Raw genomic sequence first — 17,606 nt, forward strand, 5'->3', positions numbered from 1 at the left:
TCGTCTTTGCAAAAAGACACGAAGTAAAATAAACACAACAAAAGGCGAACACAGCTTCCAGGCTAACATCCATTGATGGCTAGCCATCAAATTCAATGAACGATGCGATGTAAAATTAAAATTGACTTCGAATTTTGGAAACAACCAATTAAAAACCTAGACTTTTTTCATCATAGCTAAAGCATCCATTTGTTTCAATAAAAATGACTTGGCAGGTTTTTCAATGATTTCATACGTTACAATAGAAATAATAGGGGTTATAATAAAAGCGAGTACCCGCAGATAGGGTAAGTTGTTAAAATTATTTTCTAGAATAAAAAATACAAGTGCATGAGTAAGATATACGCTGTAAGATATCTCGCCCAAATAATGAATAGGCCTCCAAGAAAAAAAACAACTTAAAAATTTAATATTAACACAAGCCGACGGAATAAAAATTAAGCATAAATAAATGAACCAATCATTTAAATTGTTCATTATTAAAACGGGAAGAATTAAAAGGCAAATGTAAAGCATTGTCTTCGGAAACTTAAATAGATAGTTACACAAAAGTATACCTATTAGATAAGAACAAAGTGTTCGGACTAGCGTTAGACTGCCAAAACTAATATTTAATCCTCCATGGACACTTGCGACCTTTATGGTCCTGCTGTCCAAATCGAAATAGTAAGATTGCAAAAATTGAATGGAATAAATGGTTGCTAAAGCTAGAATCAATAGCCCTATTTTCCCTAAATTTTCCATCCGTAAAAGAAATTTCAATAAAAATGGAAAAATTAAATAAATAGCAAACTCAGTACATAATGACCATGCTGGATAAATAATCCCCTTTAAATAAGTATTGAAGTAAATTTGTGTCAACGATAACTGAGTAAAGATATCTGCCATATCTACTTCCTTTTGAAGTAGAAAAGATATGCCCACAACAACAAAGTAGAGCGGATAAATTCTAATCAATCTTTTCATCAGATATGTTTTATAATGATCAGATGTTATGGTATTATTAAATTTATCCTGATACACCATCGTTAGGACAATTGCACTTAGAAAGAAGAACAAATCCACTGACAAATAGCCTTTTTGAAAGAAGTTATTTAAGAAAATAAAGCTACCTCCTTTTTGTTCGCTGATTAGTTTTGTATAAGGAGTTAGAAAATGATAGGCTACTACCCAAAGCGCGGCTATCCCCCTTATGCCTGTTAAAGGTTTAAATTTCATTTGTCATTGTTATTTCTCACCAAATAATATAAAGAGATTTCCTTCGTAATTCAAACTTTAAATTTATCAATTAGATGTATAGACGGTTGAAGACCAAAATTGTCCCGCTGATTTCGCGATATTTTTCGGGACAATTTCAATTGCCATTCGTCTTTGCAAAAAGAAATGAAGTAAAATAAACGCAATAGAAAGGCGAATACAGTTTCTAGGCCAAAACAAAAGAATATGAAAAAAATACTTCTTACCTTACTACTAGCCTGCTTGACCTATTGGTCAATGGCTCAAACAAAACAGTACACCATTATTTCCGCAATACCCCATGTTCAGGACAGTACATTTAATATGACAATCTGGAACGGTCCCCAGACACGTGCAGCGCAGGGGAAAATACGCAATGGGCAGATTTACTATCAAGACACCACCTCTTCGGCATTGGTAATTCGCCTCACTTTGCCTGCGAAAAAACTGTTTAAAAGATCCGGTGGCGGATATATCCCTGTCAAAAGTCAATCCATTTGGCTGATTGCTACCCCAGGTAGCACGATCCAGCTGAACGGTCATCTTTCTGACTTTGCCGAGGTCTATCCCAACGGTGATCGGGAAAATGAAGTCCTCGCTTCACTGACCAAGATTTACCACCCCTTGTTGAATGCCTCGGCTAATATAAAACTTCGTCTGAACCAGGATTCGGACAAAATGGATTCCTTGGAGATAAAAAAGCTCCAGGCCGAACAGGAGCAGATCGATGCGGAGGCAAAACAGGTGATGGAAGCTTTTCTGAAAAAAAATCCTTCTTCCATCGCTGGGCTATATTATATGAATGACATGTTGCTACGCAATATGATTACGGTCGATTTTGTCCGTATGTTGTTGCCAGAGGTCGATAAACAGTATAAAGACAGCCCCTATTATACAACGGTTGTCAGTCGTGTAGATGGTAACCGTTATCAAGCGGGTCATCCCATGCTCATACTCGCTAGCCCACACACCTTTGATGGGGTCGCATTTTCAACAGCGCAATGGGCGGGAAAATTTTATCTTGTTGACTTCTGGGGTTCTTGGTGTAGCCCTTGCATTGCAGATTTTCCCGCAGTCCGCCGCCTGCGGGATACCTACCCCGATGATTTACATGTGCTCGGTATTGCGTTGGACAAAGAGGCCGCCTGGCGCAATGCCGTCGAATACCATGCGCTTGACTTTCCACAGATTTTGAACGGATCTGCGGAGCTGGATTTTGTCGCCCGATTGAATGTGACTGGGTTTCCCACAAAAATTCTCGTCGATCCTAATGGCAAGATTGTCTACCGCACATCAGGCGGTGGCGAAAAGGAATTTGCACAAATGGCAGCGATTATCAAAAAATGGAAAGACACTTTTCAGTCCGGCAGCAAAACAAAGAAGGATTTATAGGACCTCAATGCGACATTCATCAAATCTTTGTAACATTCCGCGTAAACAAGCCGCTTTGCCAGCTTTTTTATCGCCACGCTGTTCACAAATCATTTTTTTAATTTTTCTCGGGACAATTTTAAGGTTCGACCGTCATAAAAGTGTTAATCGCTCAAAAAGTCAATTGAGCTAACTATTAAAAAGCGTAATAATAATAATAATAATAATAATGAAGAAAAAAAACAGAACAAAATACGTTCCGCCATATGTCTTTTTGATGATGCTGGAACTAGAACAGAGCTTCGCCGCAGAATCTGCCACAACACGTCCCGTTAGTCCAACAGACAGTTCCAATCAACCTGAGGTCACCGAATGGAAAACAGGAGGAGATTTTAAACAATCCTTCGAACTATAACAACGATCATAATTCAGTCATGCAAACCATAAAAGTCATTTTCAAGAACATCTTTACCCTTTCAGGTAAAATAATTATCGTCGGCTTGATTTCCTTGTTCGCTGTATCCTGCAGTAAGAATGAAGAAACTATTACCACTGCCCCTACCGCAGCTGGCGAAACCGTATTAACATTTACGGTCAATGATATCACTGATCCCAGGATCGAAAAAGTAGCTACCACCTCAGCTGCAAGAACATCCGAGGCACCTAGGTCCAAGCTGCTGCAATTTAAGGACGGTGGTTTTGACGCGTTCTTAGCAATAAGTCAAGGTCCAATTACAGGAAAATCAGCGGAACAATATACCAGCAGTAAAAATAATAGCCAGAATGGACTAAAAGTAGCCGCTAAAATGCCAACTACCACCAAATATCGTATTCTTCTCTATAACGAACAGAATACCATCCTAAAAAAGGAAATTGAGGTACAAAGTGGCGAAACACCCAAAATCACAGTGGATGCTGGTGTAAAATACAACTGGTATGCTGTATCCACCAATGAAGGAAGCGCTCCCACAGTAACCAATGGTGTAATCGATAAAGCGGCATTAGCCAATAAAGATGTCCTTTATGCCAAGGGCTCAATTACCCCACAATTCGGTATGGACAACCAGATTCCAATCACATTTCGGCATTTAAATATTGCCTACTCGATTAATTTGGATGCACGTGGCGTTTTCGGTGCAATTAATCCTGAGACTCAGATCAAATTTCCAAGTGGGGACAATGTAATTTTCACGGGTGATCTCAATATCCTTAGCGGGACGTATTCAAACCAGACAGCAATTCCAGCATCGTCGTTGACAAGCAATATGACCACCACAATGAGCTCTCCCAAAAACGGCGACGCCGTTGTTAAAAATGCGATCTTCTACTCCAGCCAGGGCAGATCATTCAATAGCAATGAGTTTTCGGTTACATTCAGCCCCTTAAATATTAAATTATATGATGAACCACTTCCAAAAATTTATGATAGTCGTACCTACCCCTTTGCCAATTCCTTTACGACCGAAGCAGGCAATCAATACAATATTACAGTGGAACTGACACAAAGTGGTACGATTATCAATGGAAATATTGTCTGGGCTTCGGCAAACCTAATGTACAATCAGTCTGGAGGACTTTATCAATATTATTTCCGGACGAATAATGCTTATGTTGACGTAGATCCAAATGAATTCTGGGGATGGAAATCATCTACCCCTGATGGTTTTCAAAATATAATAGATCCCTGTGTCCGGGTGCAGCCGCTAAACACCTGGCGGATGCCCTCCTCTGCTGAATTTGAAGCAATACGCAATGAATTTAGCGAGCAATATGTCGAACAAACACCTAGTCCTGGAATCTTTGGAGCGGCAGCGAGCCTCTTTGTCTCACGGGCTTATATAGCATGGCAATGGCGCTTCGGAAAAACAGCCAGCATCGCAAGTGAATTCCTTCTCTCCAAACCGACTACATTAATACTGCCTTTCAATGGTAAATTGGAATATAATACTTTTTCCGGACAATATTCAAGTCAGGAGCAACCCTCAACCATATTTGCAGGATTCGGAAATGTCGGTGGAGTTGGGTATTATTGGACATCAGACAGTTACACCTATCGAAAATTACAATTCAGTTCGACATTTTTCAATGCATTAACTTCAGCAAGTTTCGTTTCCGGGTCAACTCCTGCAAACTTTGAAGCCAGCTCACGGTTTAACATCCGTTGCGTACGTGACAACTAAGGTAAATGTTATTTTTCACTCAATTTTATATTTTTAATGCAACCAGTAGCGGGACATGTTCCCGCTATTTTTTTGAGACAGTATTGATTTACACCATACAGAATACCAGATAGACCTTCTCCATAATTGTACATGGGTACAAAGCTATTCATTATAATCTATACGGTCAGTTATGTAGCTGATATACACAACAGGCCTAGCTTTTGTTTAAGCTTAATCTCTTATGTGAGCTAGCTCGCAACAATAAAAAAGTCTCCTACTTTTGCCAGTGGCAAAAGTAGGAGACATGACTAAGCTTTCAAACATCCTATTACAAACAACACATATTTTATTTCAGCGGGGATTTTGTTGAGTGTTCTTATTCAATGTGAGCTATTTATTCAGTATCGGCAACAATATGGGATTACGCTTGTGCATTGGAAATAGGCAGTTTTATAATTTTTCAATGACCATCGAGGATGCCTTATCGTTAAAGTTCAATGCGATCAGGTCAATGCTATGACCAGTCAGTACAATGGAATCCCCATTGAAATTTTCCCCATCATAAAGTGTCACCTGCAAGCCTTTAGGCACAATAATACTACTCAGCTGGTTATCGTTTACCCCCCTTGATTTGAGATCTTGCAGCGTATATCGCCCATCGCTAAGCTGTTGATAAGCTCCTTTGTAGGGTGTGTCAGCGTACACGATGGCAGGCGTTGGATAAGGGTTTTTAGCTGTTACGCCAAAGGAGTTCAGGTAATAAGATAAATCGCTAAAGCGGGAATAACCCGGACTGCTTATTTGGAGCGCTTCAATAATATCGTTTCTCATTATTGAGGCCATTTCCACCAGGCTATAGGTTGCTGTTGAAGGCCTAAATAGCGTATTATAATCTGTTCTGGTTTTATCCTTAGCCCACTCAGTGTTCACAAATTCAAAATGCTTGTAGTTTTCCGTATCAACCAGATAAGGCCTTAAAAATGCAAACCCGTCCGCCATAGAACCGCCCAATACCGGATTTTGTGTTATAGTAGCGCGCTGATCAACCCAACTGCTGGAACGATGATAAACAAGACTGTCGACTATACTCCGGCCTTTGTGGATGTAGAGAGTACGTCCGATCTGACCCATAAACTGCATATCATAAACGTGGTAGGCAAAGGCATCACGACCAAGAAAATCGACACTGGCCCCATCGGCACGATAGGTAATGTTCAAGTGCTTATAAAATGCTGTAGTCGTTTCGTTAACCCGGAAATTATCTTGCAGCACATAAGCGATATCCAACATCAATAAAACCCGGATTGTTTCCCAGTTATTGGTTCGGGCTTCCTGTTTCTTATAAAAATCGTACCTCGTTTTAAACCAATTGTCGATAGCGACCCGACTCTGCAGATCTAGCTGTTCCCTAATCAGGGAATACCCCTTGATAAAGGCCAAGAAGGCACTCTCCTGTGGTGTTTCGGTCGAAGCGGTATTTATTTTAGCCCAGGCGAGCAGGTTTTCCTTTGCCTTATCCAGGTATTTCTGCGCGTTGGGATGCTCCCGAAACAAAAAATATTGCAGCCCCAGACGATAGACACGGTTTGATTCCTCATTGACAGATTTTTCCAGGATTCCATCGATCTTTGCAACTGGCGCCGGTGCCATTCCAAGTGCCAGATCTGCTTTGTCAGTGATTTGAGCCTGAAGAAAAGATCGCACCTGTTCGGAGCTTTGAATTTCTGCCTGGATCGAATCAAAAGTCAGTTTATCCATCACCAGGTTCGAATAATAATTAGAAGCTGTAGTGCTATAGTCGATGGTTAATTTTGGACGATATAGCGGTTCAGTGCTCTCCTTAGATTCAAAGTCGGAATAGAAAGCCGGAGAAGATGTTGTTTTTCTCTTAGCTATTATTCTGACAAACAGTTTTTTATCTGACTTGAGCGATTCTTGGATAATCGCTGAAGGAATCGTAAAGAAAACCTTACTGCCCTTTGTCTTGAACCTGCCATCAACTTCACCCAACAGTGTTCCCTCATGTGGCGCATTATTCCAGTTGATTGTTTTTTCATCCATGGTTTTATTTTTGATCACATAGTAGGACCATTGGGCATTGGCTGTATCCGCAAGCTGAGCCACCCCACCGGTAAGCTCAATTTTTGCCTGCTTTATCATGACAGCTGTAGGCGGTACACCGGATAAGTCAAAATGGAGAAAAATCTCCCGTCGATAACCGGCGCCATCATCCTTGGCCACCATATACGAGGCACTACCATAGTTGCTATTGGCATAGGCACCGTCTTGTACATAGGCATCGGCATTCGGCAAAATACGGAACGATCCACCATCGTTATTGATGGTCGCCTGTTTATCCAATCCACCCAGCATAGGATCGGATGTCAAGAGATCCTTCCGGCAACCGGATACTAATGCCGTCATCATCAGCATAACTGATGCTGTTTTCCAGCAATTGAAAATAGAAGTTTTCATAAGTTAAGAATTAAGGTTTTACATTTGATCAGGCATACGATTATAGATAGATATTTCATGATGCATGATTCAGATTGAAATTAATTTTATTACACTATGCTACATAGGACGGTTGAGGAGATAAATTGTCCCTAATTTTTTTATCTTTCTGGATTTACCGGGCTCGTCCAATTACAATGCGCTGCTGCCTTCCTACGACATTGTTTTGACGATGGGAATTGTCGTTTATCCATCATCTATCAGTTTCATTAAATACTGCTGATTTTTGCGCTTCCAATACGGGAATAAGAAATTTTTCGAGTTCGGGAGTATGATGTTCCTTTTCCATAATAATTTCCATTTTTTTAACAATCCCGGGATGCCATTTAGCGAGATCATGCTGTTCCTTGGGATCTTTATTGAGATCAAAAAGCTCCGTTTTAATTATTCCTTTCATCAGATTAGAACGCACAGCCTTCCACTGTCCCATTCGGAGAGCCTGTTGGCCACCGTATTCGGGATATTCGAAATATAGATATTCGTGCTGTTGTTGGACGGACTCTTTTCCCCTCAATATTGGTAATACACTGAGGCCATCGACTTTAGCGGGGACGGTCTGCTGAATCAGTTCACAGAACGTTGGCATCATATCAATAGTTGCGGAAACGTGATCTGAGACTGTCCCTGCAGTGATAACTCCCGGCCATTGTACGATAAAAGGGACCCGTATTCCACCTTCACGCAGGAAACCTTTGCCCCAGCCATAGCTTTCATTGAACGGACCGCCACTGTTGAAAAAAACAGGGTCAACACCTGCATTGCTCGCAGGTCCATTATCACTTGAAAACATAATGATCGTATGCTCATAGAGTCCGTGCTTTTTTAATGCAGCGACCAGTTGCCCTATTTGCTCATCAAGTGTCGAGATCATTGCTGCATAGGTCGCCCTAGGATAACGACAAGGAAAGTACGATCCTCCTAAAAAAGGCTTTTCATCACCAAATTTTTTATGATAATAATCCACCCATTTTTGCGGAGCTTGTAACGACACGTGCGGCAATGGGCTAGGATAATAAAGAAAAAAAGAATTATTTTTATTTCTTTCGATAAATTTCAGCGCCGATTGCAGCAATAAGTCTGGACCATACACCTTTTGCTGATAAGTAGCATAACTCCTGACATCCAGCGAGTCCAGTTCTTTAGGTAACCTGACATTGGGATCGATAATCTTATTGTCTACCGGAACGCGCAGATCATTTTCCCACAAATGACCGTTATAATAAGTATGATCTTGCCGTTGACAGAGATAGCCAAAAAAATAATCAAAACCCTGCTTGTTTGGTGTTCCAGAAGTATAGGGAGCCCCTAATCCCCACTTTCCTACCATACCAGTAGCATACCCAGCCTGTCGCAAGATTTTAGCAATGGTTATGGTAGAATCTGGAATTGGCCACTGTCCCTCCAAATGCGGATTTTCTTCCATGGCTTTGAAATCCCATACCGGTCCCCGCTCTTCCCATTCATGGTTGCCCCGTATATAGGCACGTCCGGAGCCCGTACCGGTCATGAGCAGATATCTCGACGGGGCGCATACAGCAAACGCATAATGTTGCGTAAAACGCATACCTTGGGCTGCAAGCTCATCGATATGAGGTGTTTCTATTTTCTGTTGCCCATAACATCCTAGATCACCATAGCCAAGATCATCAGCATAAATATAAATAATATTGGGACGCTTCGGGTTCGCAGCTGCCCCCGAAGTCTGGGCAGAGCTCAGCCCCGGCGATATGATATTACATATGCTAACGAACAGTCCCAGCAAGTAGCTTTTCTTATTTTCCATATTTACTTCTGTTTGAGGACCTATTATATAGTCGATCAATGGTTGACCACCATTATCATCCTATATGACGAACAAAGCCCTTGATTGTCCCGAATTAATTTTGAACTTATGCCTGTCATTGCGGCTGGCCCATTTCGGATAAACCGCTCGAAATAAGAGAAAGATAATAGCTAGTTATAAAGAAAGTGACAGGAGAACAGTTTCTCTACCTCCCCGAACGGTAATGGACAATCGGAAAACTTATTGCTTCCAGTGGTGCATAAGGCAGATAACGCCAGAAGCTCTTCCATAAGCGGATTATTTTTAATCGTCGGCCTACAAATTGACCTTCTTTGCTCTTTACATAAGCGGTATCATAAAAGCCAAAATTGCCTCCAGTCCAAATATCCTGCATCATCCAGGTGGCGTCCTGCTCTTTCTCCAGATGGAAAGGTAGCGATTGCTCCGGTAAACCGATAAAGTCGACCAGCAGCTGATGTAAGACAGCGACCCAGCGGATGATGCCCAGACGTTGGTAAACTTCCTTCAGGAGCTGACCATCCAACGCTGTGCTGTAATAAGCATACAAGCAGGCCGCATCGCAGATCTGGCGCAAGCCAATACCAAACGAAAGTAAGTGTTTTAAAATATGTGCATTGACCTGAATAGTCTGTAAAAGAGGCGAAAGAACATTGATCTCCGTTTTCCCGATCAACAAGGTGCTGCCGTCGTCAAAGTGCTCTTCCAGTTCCTTTAGATAGCTTTTGACAAATGGGTTATGCAGGTCAAATAGCTGGGCATGCTGATCCACATGACAACCCTGCCAATGATAGTTTGAACTGATTTTTCCCGCTTCGATAAGTGGTAGGCCAAACTGCCGGACTTCCGCATTCGCGCGGGCAAAAGCTTGCGGCTGATCAAAATACCAATCAATATCACCCGACATACGCAAGGTAGGGTCAACATAAGATTGGGCCAGTCCCTGCCCTTTCAATAACGTTGGATCAAGGCCGCAATTTCGATAAAATTGAGCTTGCTCAACCAGTCGGGTATTCATCCAACGATTCCTTTGCCTGATTTTTTCAGTCCGGACCAACCATTTTAATAGCAGGGATTTCGATGGCTGTAGGCTCGGATCCAACTGCTGCACTCCTTCAAACAAGATCCCTTCGACAGTCTGCTGGACTCCATACTGATAAAGCCGCTCCCAGGTTGTCTGATTCAAGGGAAAATAGTCCAGGTTTTCTATCGGTTTCCGCCATAAGCCAGCCCGAAGGAGCATCAAAAATACAGCTATTTCTTTGCCTGTCTCCATTTCTCAAAACAATAATCCTTGTTTCTCAAACTGTTTCACTAACCGTACAGCATCTTCCTCGGCAACATCCTCCTCCACCTCATAATTATCCAGTAAAACAGCCAGCACGGAGTCCACATTAAATTCCTTCCCCTGGAGCTCGATCCAGACCTGTACTGCCGTCTCATTAAACGTATATATTTTGGAAATATCTTGCTGGCCCTGTCCTGGATCGACAATAATATACCCATTTCCAAATCTGCGCAATGATAAATCAGTTCTTAATTTCATGTTTCTGTCTATTTATGTTTATTCACCTCGTCATTTATTTCATTCGGAAAATATAGCACTTCCCTATCTCCCAAGCCACCTTCATCCGATAGATATCTGTGATTTTGTATGTGCCTGCATATCCAGCACCATTTGATAAATCATTAAAGATTTCTCTACCATTTTGTCCCGCGTAAACAGGACACTGTAGCGGCTGAGACTCCCTCTGCGCAATACATCATGCAAGCTGGGGTCTTCGCAGATCGCTTTAAAAGCCTTTGCCAGTGCTGTTTCATCTTTTACCGGTACCACAATACCCGATATATTATGCTGGTTCACCCAGCTTACACCGGATCCAGGTATTGCGGTAGATACAATCGGTGTACCGCAGGACATTGCCTCAATCTGCACAATAGCAAAGGCTTCGGTCTTCCAAATGGAACTTAGGCAAAAAATATCAGCAGCCCCATAATAAGCCGCGATCTCCCCATCTTCCATATAGCCCAGTAAGCTCACGCGACTTTCCAGTCCCAGCGATCTTATTAAATTTTCTAAAGACTCCAAAAGCGGCCCCTTTCCACCAATAACAATATGGTAGCTATCATCGAGATCCTGAGCAGCACGGATCAGATATTCGTACCCCTTGTATTCCACCAATCGGCCTAAAGAAAAAATAAGCCGCTTTCCAGCATATCTTGCTTTTATCTTTGCGGTGTGGGCAACATCACTGGCAATCGGCTGCACACCAATAGGCACGTACAGTACTTTATTCTGAACTTCTTTTAGAGAGTCTGATTCCCGGACATATACTGGGCTCGTTCCCACAATCATATCCGCACGTTGGATAAGCCATTGCTGCATCGGTTTGTAAAATTTCAACAGTATTTTCTGTTTTAGAATATCCGAATGCCAATGCACAATCACCTTGCCCGGATATCCCGAAAAAAACAACGCTAAGGCTGCCATTGGATCGGGATGATGCACATGGATAACATCATATTGAGAAGCGATTTGGCGCAATTTGACAATCATCTGCGGTGCCAACATCGTCGCAGCAATTTTAACTGCCGTCGGCACCACCATAATCGTTGCATAGGGGTTGACTTCGATCGTTCCTGCTGGATAACCCTCCGTCGAGGCACAGAGCATATCGCAATGAATCCCTTTTTCAGATAATCCCAACATGAGATCGTACATCACTTTTTCCACACCGCCCCGGATCGGGTAAAACTTGCCAACTTGCAATATTTTCATCTGATTTGTCTCCATTCTTTTTAATTTTTAGCATCGTTCAATAATTTCTCAAATAATTCCTTCCAATCATGCGTCATTGGCTCCTCAAACTCCCGGGCAGGTATAGTTAATAGAAAACCATCATCACCCGCAATTAATTGCTCCATCTGCAAGGCCAATTGTTCGGGCTTAGCTGGATCGAAGAAAGCGGTTTTGTCCGCGCCGGCAGCAGTTTCATAAGCATACAGCGAATTAGCCAGCAACATCGGTTTGTCAAAGGAAGCAAATTCAGTAATCGGCAGTCCCCAAGTTTCTACTTTAGAGGGAAAAATCAGACAGTCACTCTGTGCATAATAGGCATAGAGCAATTGCCTTGACTGAAATCCGATAAAGGCAAGGCTCTGCAATGATCCCCATTGTTTAAATAGCCAACTGGCATAGGCATTTTCATTTCCCAGCACGGTGAGATACACCCTAAAATTGGGTTTTCCGTATTTTTTTTCCAATAGTGCCGCGGCACGGCAGATCACCTCAAAATTTTTGTGACTGTCCGGAGCAGCGGCATAGATAAAAGTATATGGACGATCCACCGCTGTTGGGATAACGGTATTACAAGTTACGGGATCAAGCTTGTTCGGTAGGGCTAAGATAATTTTGGACTTAGCCAGGCCAAACATCCGTTTAAACTCATCCTTTAGCCATTGCTGCTGTACAATGACATAGCTGTTTTTATAAATGCCGATCCGATAGATCCACTTGCTAAAAAGTGCAAATAAAACAATTCTCGGGGCGCGACAGCATTCTTGCCAACTCCATTTGTAAAAAGGAAATGGATTATGGCAATACACGGCCTGTCGTTTTGCGACAACATTCGGTGTAGTATCATGCAGCGATAACCATAAATCTATATTCTCTATCGTTCGGGAAATCTTTTTTAGCGACACATATTCAAACCATAGCCGATTGATCCATCTTTTTTTGGCCCATTGCGTTTCGAAATACTCAATATTTGGAAAATCAGCCAGCTCCCGTTTATAAACGATCGCTACAACACGATACCCATGCTGTTGGGCCAAGACAGAAAGATAAGCCAGGCAGTTCCGCAAGATGGTCAATGTACCCCCTTTATTTAGATTTACGGCCGAAATGACAATTGTTTTCATATTAATTTCTGACACCATTTAAAAGATTGATCCATTGCCGCATCACGGTATCTTCGCTATAACGTTGTGACATGGCTTTTGCCGCCTTACCCATACGCCGCCTTAACGCATCATCTCCCATTAATACCTTTAGTTTTTGTGCAAGGGTTATATGATCACCCTCAGCGATCAGAAAACCATTTTGGCCATCAGTTATAATATCCTTCGGTCCACATTTGCAAGCATAAGATACCAGCGGGAGCCCGCAAGCCTGTGCTTCCAGCAGCACCATAGGCATGCCCTCATAACGGGAGGTCAGCACAGCGATCGCACTCGTCAGGTAGGCAGACTCGACATCCCGTACGGGCTGGCATAAGCTGATATAATCCGTTAGATTTAGATCTGTTACCATCTCCTGCAACTCATCCCGCTGTTCGCCACTTCCGAAAATGCGGAGTTTCCAATCGGGAAAATCGGGCATAACCTGTGTCCAGGCACGAATGAGATCCTCAAAGCGTTTCTGATGTTCCAGCCGCCCCACTGCAATAACCATCTTTTGATCGACATTAGAGACCTTCTCTGGTTCAAAACTATTCGCATTGGGTATCACAGCTATATTTTTGAGATTTCCCCAATAGCCCCGGTCTTCCTCGGTCAGCACGATAAAACGTTTATATTTACTTGCATAAGCTAGATCAAGACGACTACGGTAACGATTGACCATTCCTACCACCCCCTTTTTGCCATATTGCAGGCGTTTAAAACGCGAGAAATGGATTTCCAGAAACTTATGGCTTCCGTCGTTCAGTTTCCAAAGAAAACTGGCATCATGGTCAAATAGCGAAATCACTATATCCGCACGGAGTTGTTTCAGCTGTTCTTCCAGCAGCCTACGGTGCAATCGTTGCTTTTTCGGATAGCTCCCTATTTTTTGAAAAAGTCCTTTTCCATTATTGTCCTCATAGTTGATCCCTAAATCAATACAGGTAATGGCCGCGTCCAGGTCAAAATAGTTTTCCCGTTGCTTTTGATCAGTTGTAATAATGCCCACCTCAAATCCATGGTTGACTAGGTAGTTCGCCTTATTGGTGACCACACGTTCCATTCCACCAGCTTTATATAGGCTGGAAAGACAATAAATTATTTTCATCGATTTCTTTCTGGTTTTCATTTTCAAAGAGTTTTAAGCTAGAAGTTCACTTTCAGAATAATACTGTTCATATAGATAAGGGCTGCCCATCGCCAGAAAAGGAGCGTAAGCGATAAATATATCGGTCGATACCTTAAGCCAGTTGACCAGCAGCAGGAGAAAGAATAAAACAAACAAATGTTTAAACCGGGCGAACCTGTAAGCTAGCGCAACGGATAGATAAGCAAAAAATACGGTAAACGTGAACAGCCCCAATAGACCACTGTAAAAAACAAAACGGCAGTAACCGATATCTGTTCCTACTGCAAACCAGTCCGAGAAGGTTGCTTTTCCGATCAGCCAGGTTTTGGTATCATTGGGCTCAGGCCAGACCCACATGGTACCATTCAAGCGATCCGTGGAATCCGTTCGCCACTCTCCTTTTTCCACCCAATTGAAAAATCCCTCAAATCCAAAACGCAGGAGCTCCCGGAGCTGTACATTCGTCTGATAAAAATAGACCCCAATAAAAAATACCGCGACTAACGTAAGACAGATCGTCCCCCAGAGCTTTAGATTAGCATATTTAATGGTCGGACTAAAGAAATCTGTTGTCAAAAATAGATACATCATACCGCCAATCATACCGAGCAATGTGGTTCTTGAAATCATATTGCCTATCGCCGAAATCAGCAGAAAGCAAAGAATATATAAGGCAACAGTCTTGGGTTTATGCCGTATGGTTTCATCCTGTGAGAGCAGCACGGCAATCATTAACAATACAGCCGAAAATCTCACTCCGGCCACGTCCAATGTAGCACCAATACCATACAGACGTTCCACCTTATTCAAAAAATCGGTAATACCATTTGTAAAATAACGGTCCACGAAGAATTTCACCGCCGGCACAAAATCTATCACCAATGCCAAAACACATTGCAGCAGACAGACGGCGACCAGATAATTGATGATCAAGGGCACCGACAGCTTTCCATGTATCCTGGCCATTAAGGTACATACTGAATAAGCTGCTGACAGCCAGACCCACATGGACATAATATAAGTAGCATAGGCATAATCTGATGAATTATTCGTATCAACAGAATAAAATCCGATCATTGAAAATACAAGCGCAATGACAGAGGCAATAAGTATTTCTTTGGACAGTATGGTACGATCCATTTTTATGATATGAAAAATCATCATTGGAATGCCCAGTCCGGCTAGCATAAGTTTGGTATTAATCCCGCGCAGAAACGTAAATTCAAAGGGGAAATAAAAAAAACTCGTCACAATGACCGTCAATATGATCAATAGCAGCTTCATCCACAATTATTTATAAATAACACCATATAGCAATCGGATCAATAGATAATAATGTAGTTTGAGTATCCAGAACTGCTTTTTTATCGCCGCGTATTGAATAAAACGGATCCTTTTACCAAACATAGGGTTCAACGGGATATAGTCATTGGCTTCCGTATACCAATCCAGCCAACGCTGGTAGGATTGGGTATCCTGTGAAATCAGGAAAGGCAACTTGACATTCAGTTTAAAGAATTGAATATCATCCATAATTGACGCACCATATTTTCTCAATAAAGCGAGCTGGGTCTGTTCGACATTATAACGGATTTGCCTTAAATGCAGCTCGCTTGTGTTTTTAGTAAATGCCCCCATATTGAGCTGCACATAGTGATAAAGAGCCTCGGGCAGATAACTGACTTTAGCCGCGGAGGCCAGCACAGAGATCATGGTCATATCTTCGCCCATGGCATAGCCATTAGGGAACCTTATCAAGGACTGTTCGTACAGGCTTCGGCGGACAAGTTTGTTCCAAACATTATAGCGTATATGACCACGCAGCATCAGTTCGACACATTGCCTTCCGCTTATCGGTCCCTCTTGTGGGGGAGCCTGACGCATATACCGCTCATTCTCACTGAACGACAGGTACCAGTCACACCATACCGCATCAGCATTGTCCTGTTTGGCCTTGTTGTACAACTTTTTCAGCGCATCACTATCCAGCCAGTCATCGCTGTCACAATGAAATATAAACTCTCCAGTGGCGGCATCCAGACCTGTATTTCTCGCAGAAGGCAGCCCTTTATTTACAGGATGTCTAATAATCTTGGTCCAGCCGCGCTTATCCGGATATTCGCTTAAAACCTGTTCTAACACTTCAATACTGTTGTCAGGGCTACAATCATCCACGAAAATATACTCCAGCTGGTCTAGTTCCTGCTGAAATAGCTGCTGGGCATTACGTGCGATAAAGGGCTCCACCTTATAGATAGGCACAATCACTGAAACCCGGGGTTTAATACAACAATACATTGGCGAGAATTAGCTTAGACGGTTAACCGGATTATCCAACCTAGCTTGCAGATCATGCTGTACCATTTCGCTGACCAGCATGGCCAGATCGTATGTTGGTTGCCAGCCAAGCTCCTTTTTCGCCTTCGTTGGGTCGCCCACAAGCAGATCAACCTCCGTTGGACGGTAATATTGTGGGTCCACCCGGACAACAACATCTCCAGGGCTTAACATGTTATCTACATTATTCACCGCTTTCACGCGACCTATTTCATGGGCATCTTCCCCTTCAAAATCCAGCTCCACCCCCACTTCGGCAAAAGCCAAGCGTACAAATTCCCGCACTGAAGTCGTGGTTCCTGTCGCGATGACATAGTCATCGGGCTGATCCTGCTGCAACATCAGCCACATAGCTTCTACATAGTCCTTGGCATGCCCCCAATCCCTTTGCGCATTCAGGTTGCCCAGGTAAAGACAGTTCTGTTTACCTAGGCTGATTGCCGCTACTGCCATCGTAATCTTCCGCGTCACGAATGTTTCTCCACGACGTGGTGATTCATGATTAAATAAAATCCCATTACAAGCGTATAGTCCATAGGCTTCACGGTAATTTTTAGTAATCCAGTAGCCGTATATTTTAGCTACCCCATAAGGCGAACGCGGGTAAAATGGCGTTGTTTCCTTTTGGGGAACCTCCTGTACTAAACCATAAAGTTCAGAGGTCGACGCCTGGTAAATACGTGTTTTATGTTTTAGACACAAAATCCGTATAGCTTCCAATATCCGCAAAGTACCAATGCCATCCACGTTGGCGACATATTCTGGTGAATCAAAGGAAACTTTTACATGCGACATGGCCCCCAGATTATAGATTTCATCCGGACAGGTTTCCTGAATAATGCGGATCATATTTGTGGAATCTGAGAGATCCCCATAATGTAATCTAAAGTTACTGTGACCTTCATGAGGATCAGCGTAAAGGTGATCAATCCGCTGTGTATTGAAGGAAGAAGAACGACGTTTGATACCATGCACCATATATCCTTTTTCAAGCAGCAACTCTGCGAGATAGGAACCATCCTGTCCCGTTATTCCTGTTATCAATGCTGTTTTCATATTATTTCTTTGATGAATTTCTAAAAATTGTCCCCCGACCAGGTTCACCTATATTTCA

The 17,606-nt window shown here is 42.5% G+C and carries 14 protein-coding genes; 3 read left to right on the forward strand and 11 right to left on the reverse strand.

Going from position 1 to position 17,606, the window contains the following annotated elements; all coding sequences use genetic code 11:
• Nucleotides 1-156 precede the first annotated feature (156 nt).
• A complete protein-coding gene (locus BWD42_RS07210) occupies nucleotides 157-1,218 on the reverse strand; it encodes an acyltransferase family protein (protein ID WP_077434528.1) in 1,062 nt (353 codons plus the stop codon).
• 225 nt (nucleotides 1,219-1,443) lie between these two features.
• On the opposite strand from BWD42_RS07210, the gene BWD42_RS07215 reads away from it, so the two are divergent.
• From BWD42_RS07215 to BWD42_RS07225, 3 genes are all read left to right on the forward strand, one after another.
• The gene (locus tag BWD42_RS07215; protein ID WP_077434530.1) at nucleotides 1,444-2,628 is read left to right on the forward strand and encodes a TlpA family protein disulfide reductase; all 1,185 of its coding nucleotides are present in this window, start codon (nucleotides 1,444-1,446) and stop codon (nucleotides 2,626-2,628) included.
• Nucleotides 2,629-2,836: 208 nt separating this feature from the next.
• On the forward strand, nucleotides 2,837-3,022 hold the full coding sequence (locus tag BWD42_RS07220) for a hypothetical protein (RefSeq protein ID WP_077434532.1): 186 nt from the start codon (nucleotides 2,837-2,839) through the stop codon (nucleotides 3,020-3,022).
• A gap of 19 nt (nucleotides 3,023-3,041) precedes the next feature.
• On the forward strand, nucleotides 3,042-4,787 hold the full coding sequence (locus BWD42_RS07225) for a fimbrillin family protein (protein ID WP_077434534.1): 1,746 nt from the start codon (nucleotides 3,042-3,044) through the stop codon (nucleotides 4,785-4,787).
• A 432-nt stretch (nucleotides 4,788-5,219) separates the two neighbouring features.
• Here the strand turns inward: BWD42_RS07225 and BWD42_RS07230 are convergent, their stop codons facing one another.
• From BWD42_RS07230 to gmd, 10 genes are all read right to left on the reverse strand, one after another.
• Nucleotides 5,220-7,244, reverse strand: a complete 2,025-nt coding sequence (locus BWD42_RS07230; protein ID WP_077434536.1) for a DNRLRE domain-containing protein — start codon at nucleotides 7,242-7,244, stop codon at nucleotides 5,220-5,222.
• Nucleotides 7,245-7,476: 232 nt separating this feature from the next.
• Nucleotides 7,477-9,066, reverse strand: coding sequence for an arylsulfatase (locus BWD42_RS07235; RefSeq protein ID WP_077434538.1), 1,590 nt, complete (start codon nucleotides 9,064-9,066; stop codon nucleotides 7,477-7,479).
• A gap of 205 nt (nucleotides 9,067-9,271) precedes the next feature.
• Nucleotides 9,272-10,360: a nucleotidyltransferase family protein gene (locus tag BWD42_RS07240; protein ID WP_077434540.1), complete on the reverse strand. Its 1,089-nt coding sequence runs from the start codon at nucleotides 10,358-10,360 to the stop codon at nucleotides 9,272-9,274.
• A gap of 3 nt (nucleotides 10,361-10,363) precedes the next feature.
• Complete coding sequence (locus BWD42_RS07245) at nucleotides 10,364-10,630, reverse strand: PqqD family peptide modification chaperone (protein ID WP_077434542.1); 267 nt, start codon at nucleotides 10,628-10,630, stop codon at nucleotides 10,364-10,366.
• 81 nt (nucleotides 10,631-10,711) lie between these two features.
• Nucleotides 10,712-11,878: a glycosyltransferase gene (locus BWD42_RS07250; protein WP_217700022.1), complete on the reverse strand. Its 1,167-nt coding sequence runs from the start codon at nucleotides 11,876-11,878 to the stop codon at nucleotides 10,712-10,714.
• A 5-nt stretch (nucleotides 11,879-11,883) separates the two neighbouring features.
• Nucleotides 11,884-13,005, reverse strand: a complete 1,122-nt coding sequence (locus BWD42_RS07255; RefSeq protein ID WP_077434544.1) for a glycosyltransferase family 4 protein — start codon at nucleotides 13,003-13,005, stop codon at nucleotides 11,884-11,886.
• Between the two features lies 1 nt (nucleotide 13,006).
• Entirely contained in the window at nucleotides 13,007-14,155 is a 1,149-nt protein-coding gene (locus tag BWD42_RS07260) for a glycosyltransferase family 4 protein (RefSeq protein ID WP_254846191.1), read from the reverse strand.
• A gap of 12 nt (nucleotides 14,156-14,167) precedes the next feature.
• The gene (locus BWD42_RS07265; protein ID WP_077434546.1) at nucleotides 14,168-15,439 is read right to left on the reverse strand and encodes a hypothetical protein; all 1,272 of its coding nucleotides are present in this window, start codon (nucleotides 15,437-15,439) and stop codon (nucleotides 14,168-14,170) included.
• Nucleotides 15,440-15,445: 6 nt separating this feature from the next.
• On the reverse strand, nucleotides 15,446-16,423 hold the full coding sequence (locus BWD42_RS07270; protein WP_175991988.1) for a glycosyltransferase family 2 protein: 978 nt from the start codon (nucleotides 16,421-16,423) through the stop codon (nucleotides 15,446-15,448).
• Nucleotides 16,424-16,462: 39 nt separating this feature from the next.
• On the reverse strand, nucleotides 16,463-17,548 hold the full coding sequence (gmd, locus tag BWD42_RS07275) for a GDP-mannose 4,6-dehydratase (RefSeq protein WP_077434550.1): 1,086 nt from the start codon (nucleotides 17,546-17,548) through the stop codon (nucleotides 16,463-16,465).
• Nucleotides 17,549-17,606 lie beyond the last annotated feature (58 nt).

It is taken from the genome of Sphingobacterium sp. CZ-UAM (assembly GCF_002000245.1).
Classification (GTDB): Bacteria; Bacteroidota; Bacteroidia; order Sphingobacteriales; family Sphingobacteriaceae; genus Sphingobacterium.

What these genes read in the sequence shown, in the direction of transcription:
- BWD42_RS07260 (WP_254846191.1), bottom strand. Translation starts at nt 14,155, where the DNA reads ATGAAAACCAGAAAGAAATCGATGAAAATAATTTATTGTCTTTCCAGC.
- BWD42_RS07230 (WP_077434536.1), bottom strand. Translation starts at nt 7,244, where the DNA reads ATGAAAACTTCTATTTTCAATTGCTGGAAAACAGCATCAGTTATGCTG.
- BWD42_RS07255 (WP_077434544.1), bottom strand. Translation starts at nt 13,005, where the DNA reads ATGAAAACAATTGTCATTTCGGCCGTAAATCTAAATAAAGGGGGTACA.
- BWD42_RS07245 (WP_077434542.1), bottom strand. Translation starts at nt 10,630, where the DNA reads ATGAAATTAAGAACTGATTTATCATTGCGCAGATTTGGAAATGGGTAT.
- BWD42_RS07220 (WP_077434532.1), top strand. Translation starts at nt 2,837, where the DNA reads ATGAAGAAAAAAAACAGAACAAAATACGTTCCGCCATATGTCTTTTTG.
- gmd (WP_077434550.1), bottom strand. Translation starts at nt 17,548, where the DNA reads ATGAAAACAGCATTGATAACAGGAATAACGGGACAGGATGGTTCCTAT.
- BWD42_RS07265 (WP_077434546.1), bottom strand. Translation starts at nt 15,439, where the DNA reads ATGAAGCTGCTATTGATCATATTGACGGTCATTGTGACGAGTTTTTTT.
- BWD42_RS07210 (WP_077434528.1), bottom strand. Translation starts at nt 1,218, where the DNA reads ATGAAATTTAAACCTTTAACAGGCATAAGGGGGATAGCCGCGCTTTGG.
- BWD42_RS07240 (WP_077434540.1), bottom strand. Translation starts at nt 10,360, where the DNA reads ATGGAGACAGGCAAAGAAATAGCTGTATTTTTGATGCTCCTTCGGGCT.
- BWD42_RS07250 (WP_217700022.1), bottom strand. Translation starts at nt 11,878, where the DNA reads ATGGAGACAAATCAGATGAAAATATTGCAAGTTGGCAAGTTTTACCCG.
- BWD42_RS07225 (WP_077434534.1), top strand. Translation starts at nt 3,042, where the DNA reads ATGCAAACCATAAAAGTCATTTTCAAGAACATCTTTACCCTTTCAGGT.
- BWD42_RS07215 (WP_077434530.1), top strand. Translation starts at nt 1,444, where the DNA reads ATGAAAAAAATACTTCTTACCTTACTACTAGCCTGCTTGACCTATTGG.
- BWD42_RS07235 (WP_077434538.1), bottom strand. Translation starts at nt 9,066, where the DNA reads ATGGAAAATAAGAAAAGCTACTTGCTGGGACTGTTCGTTAGCATATGT.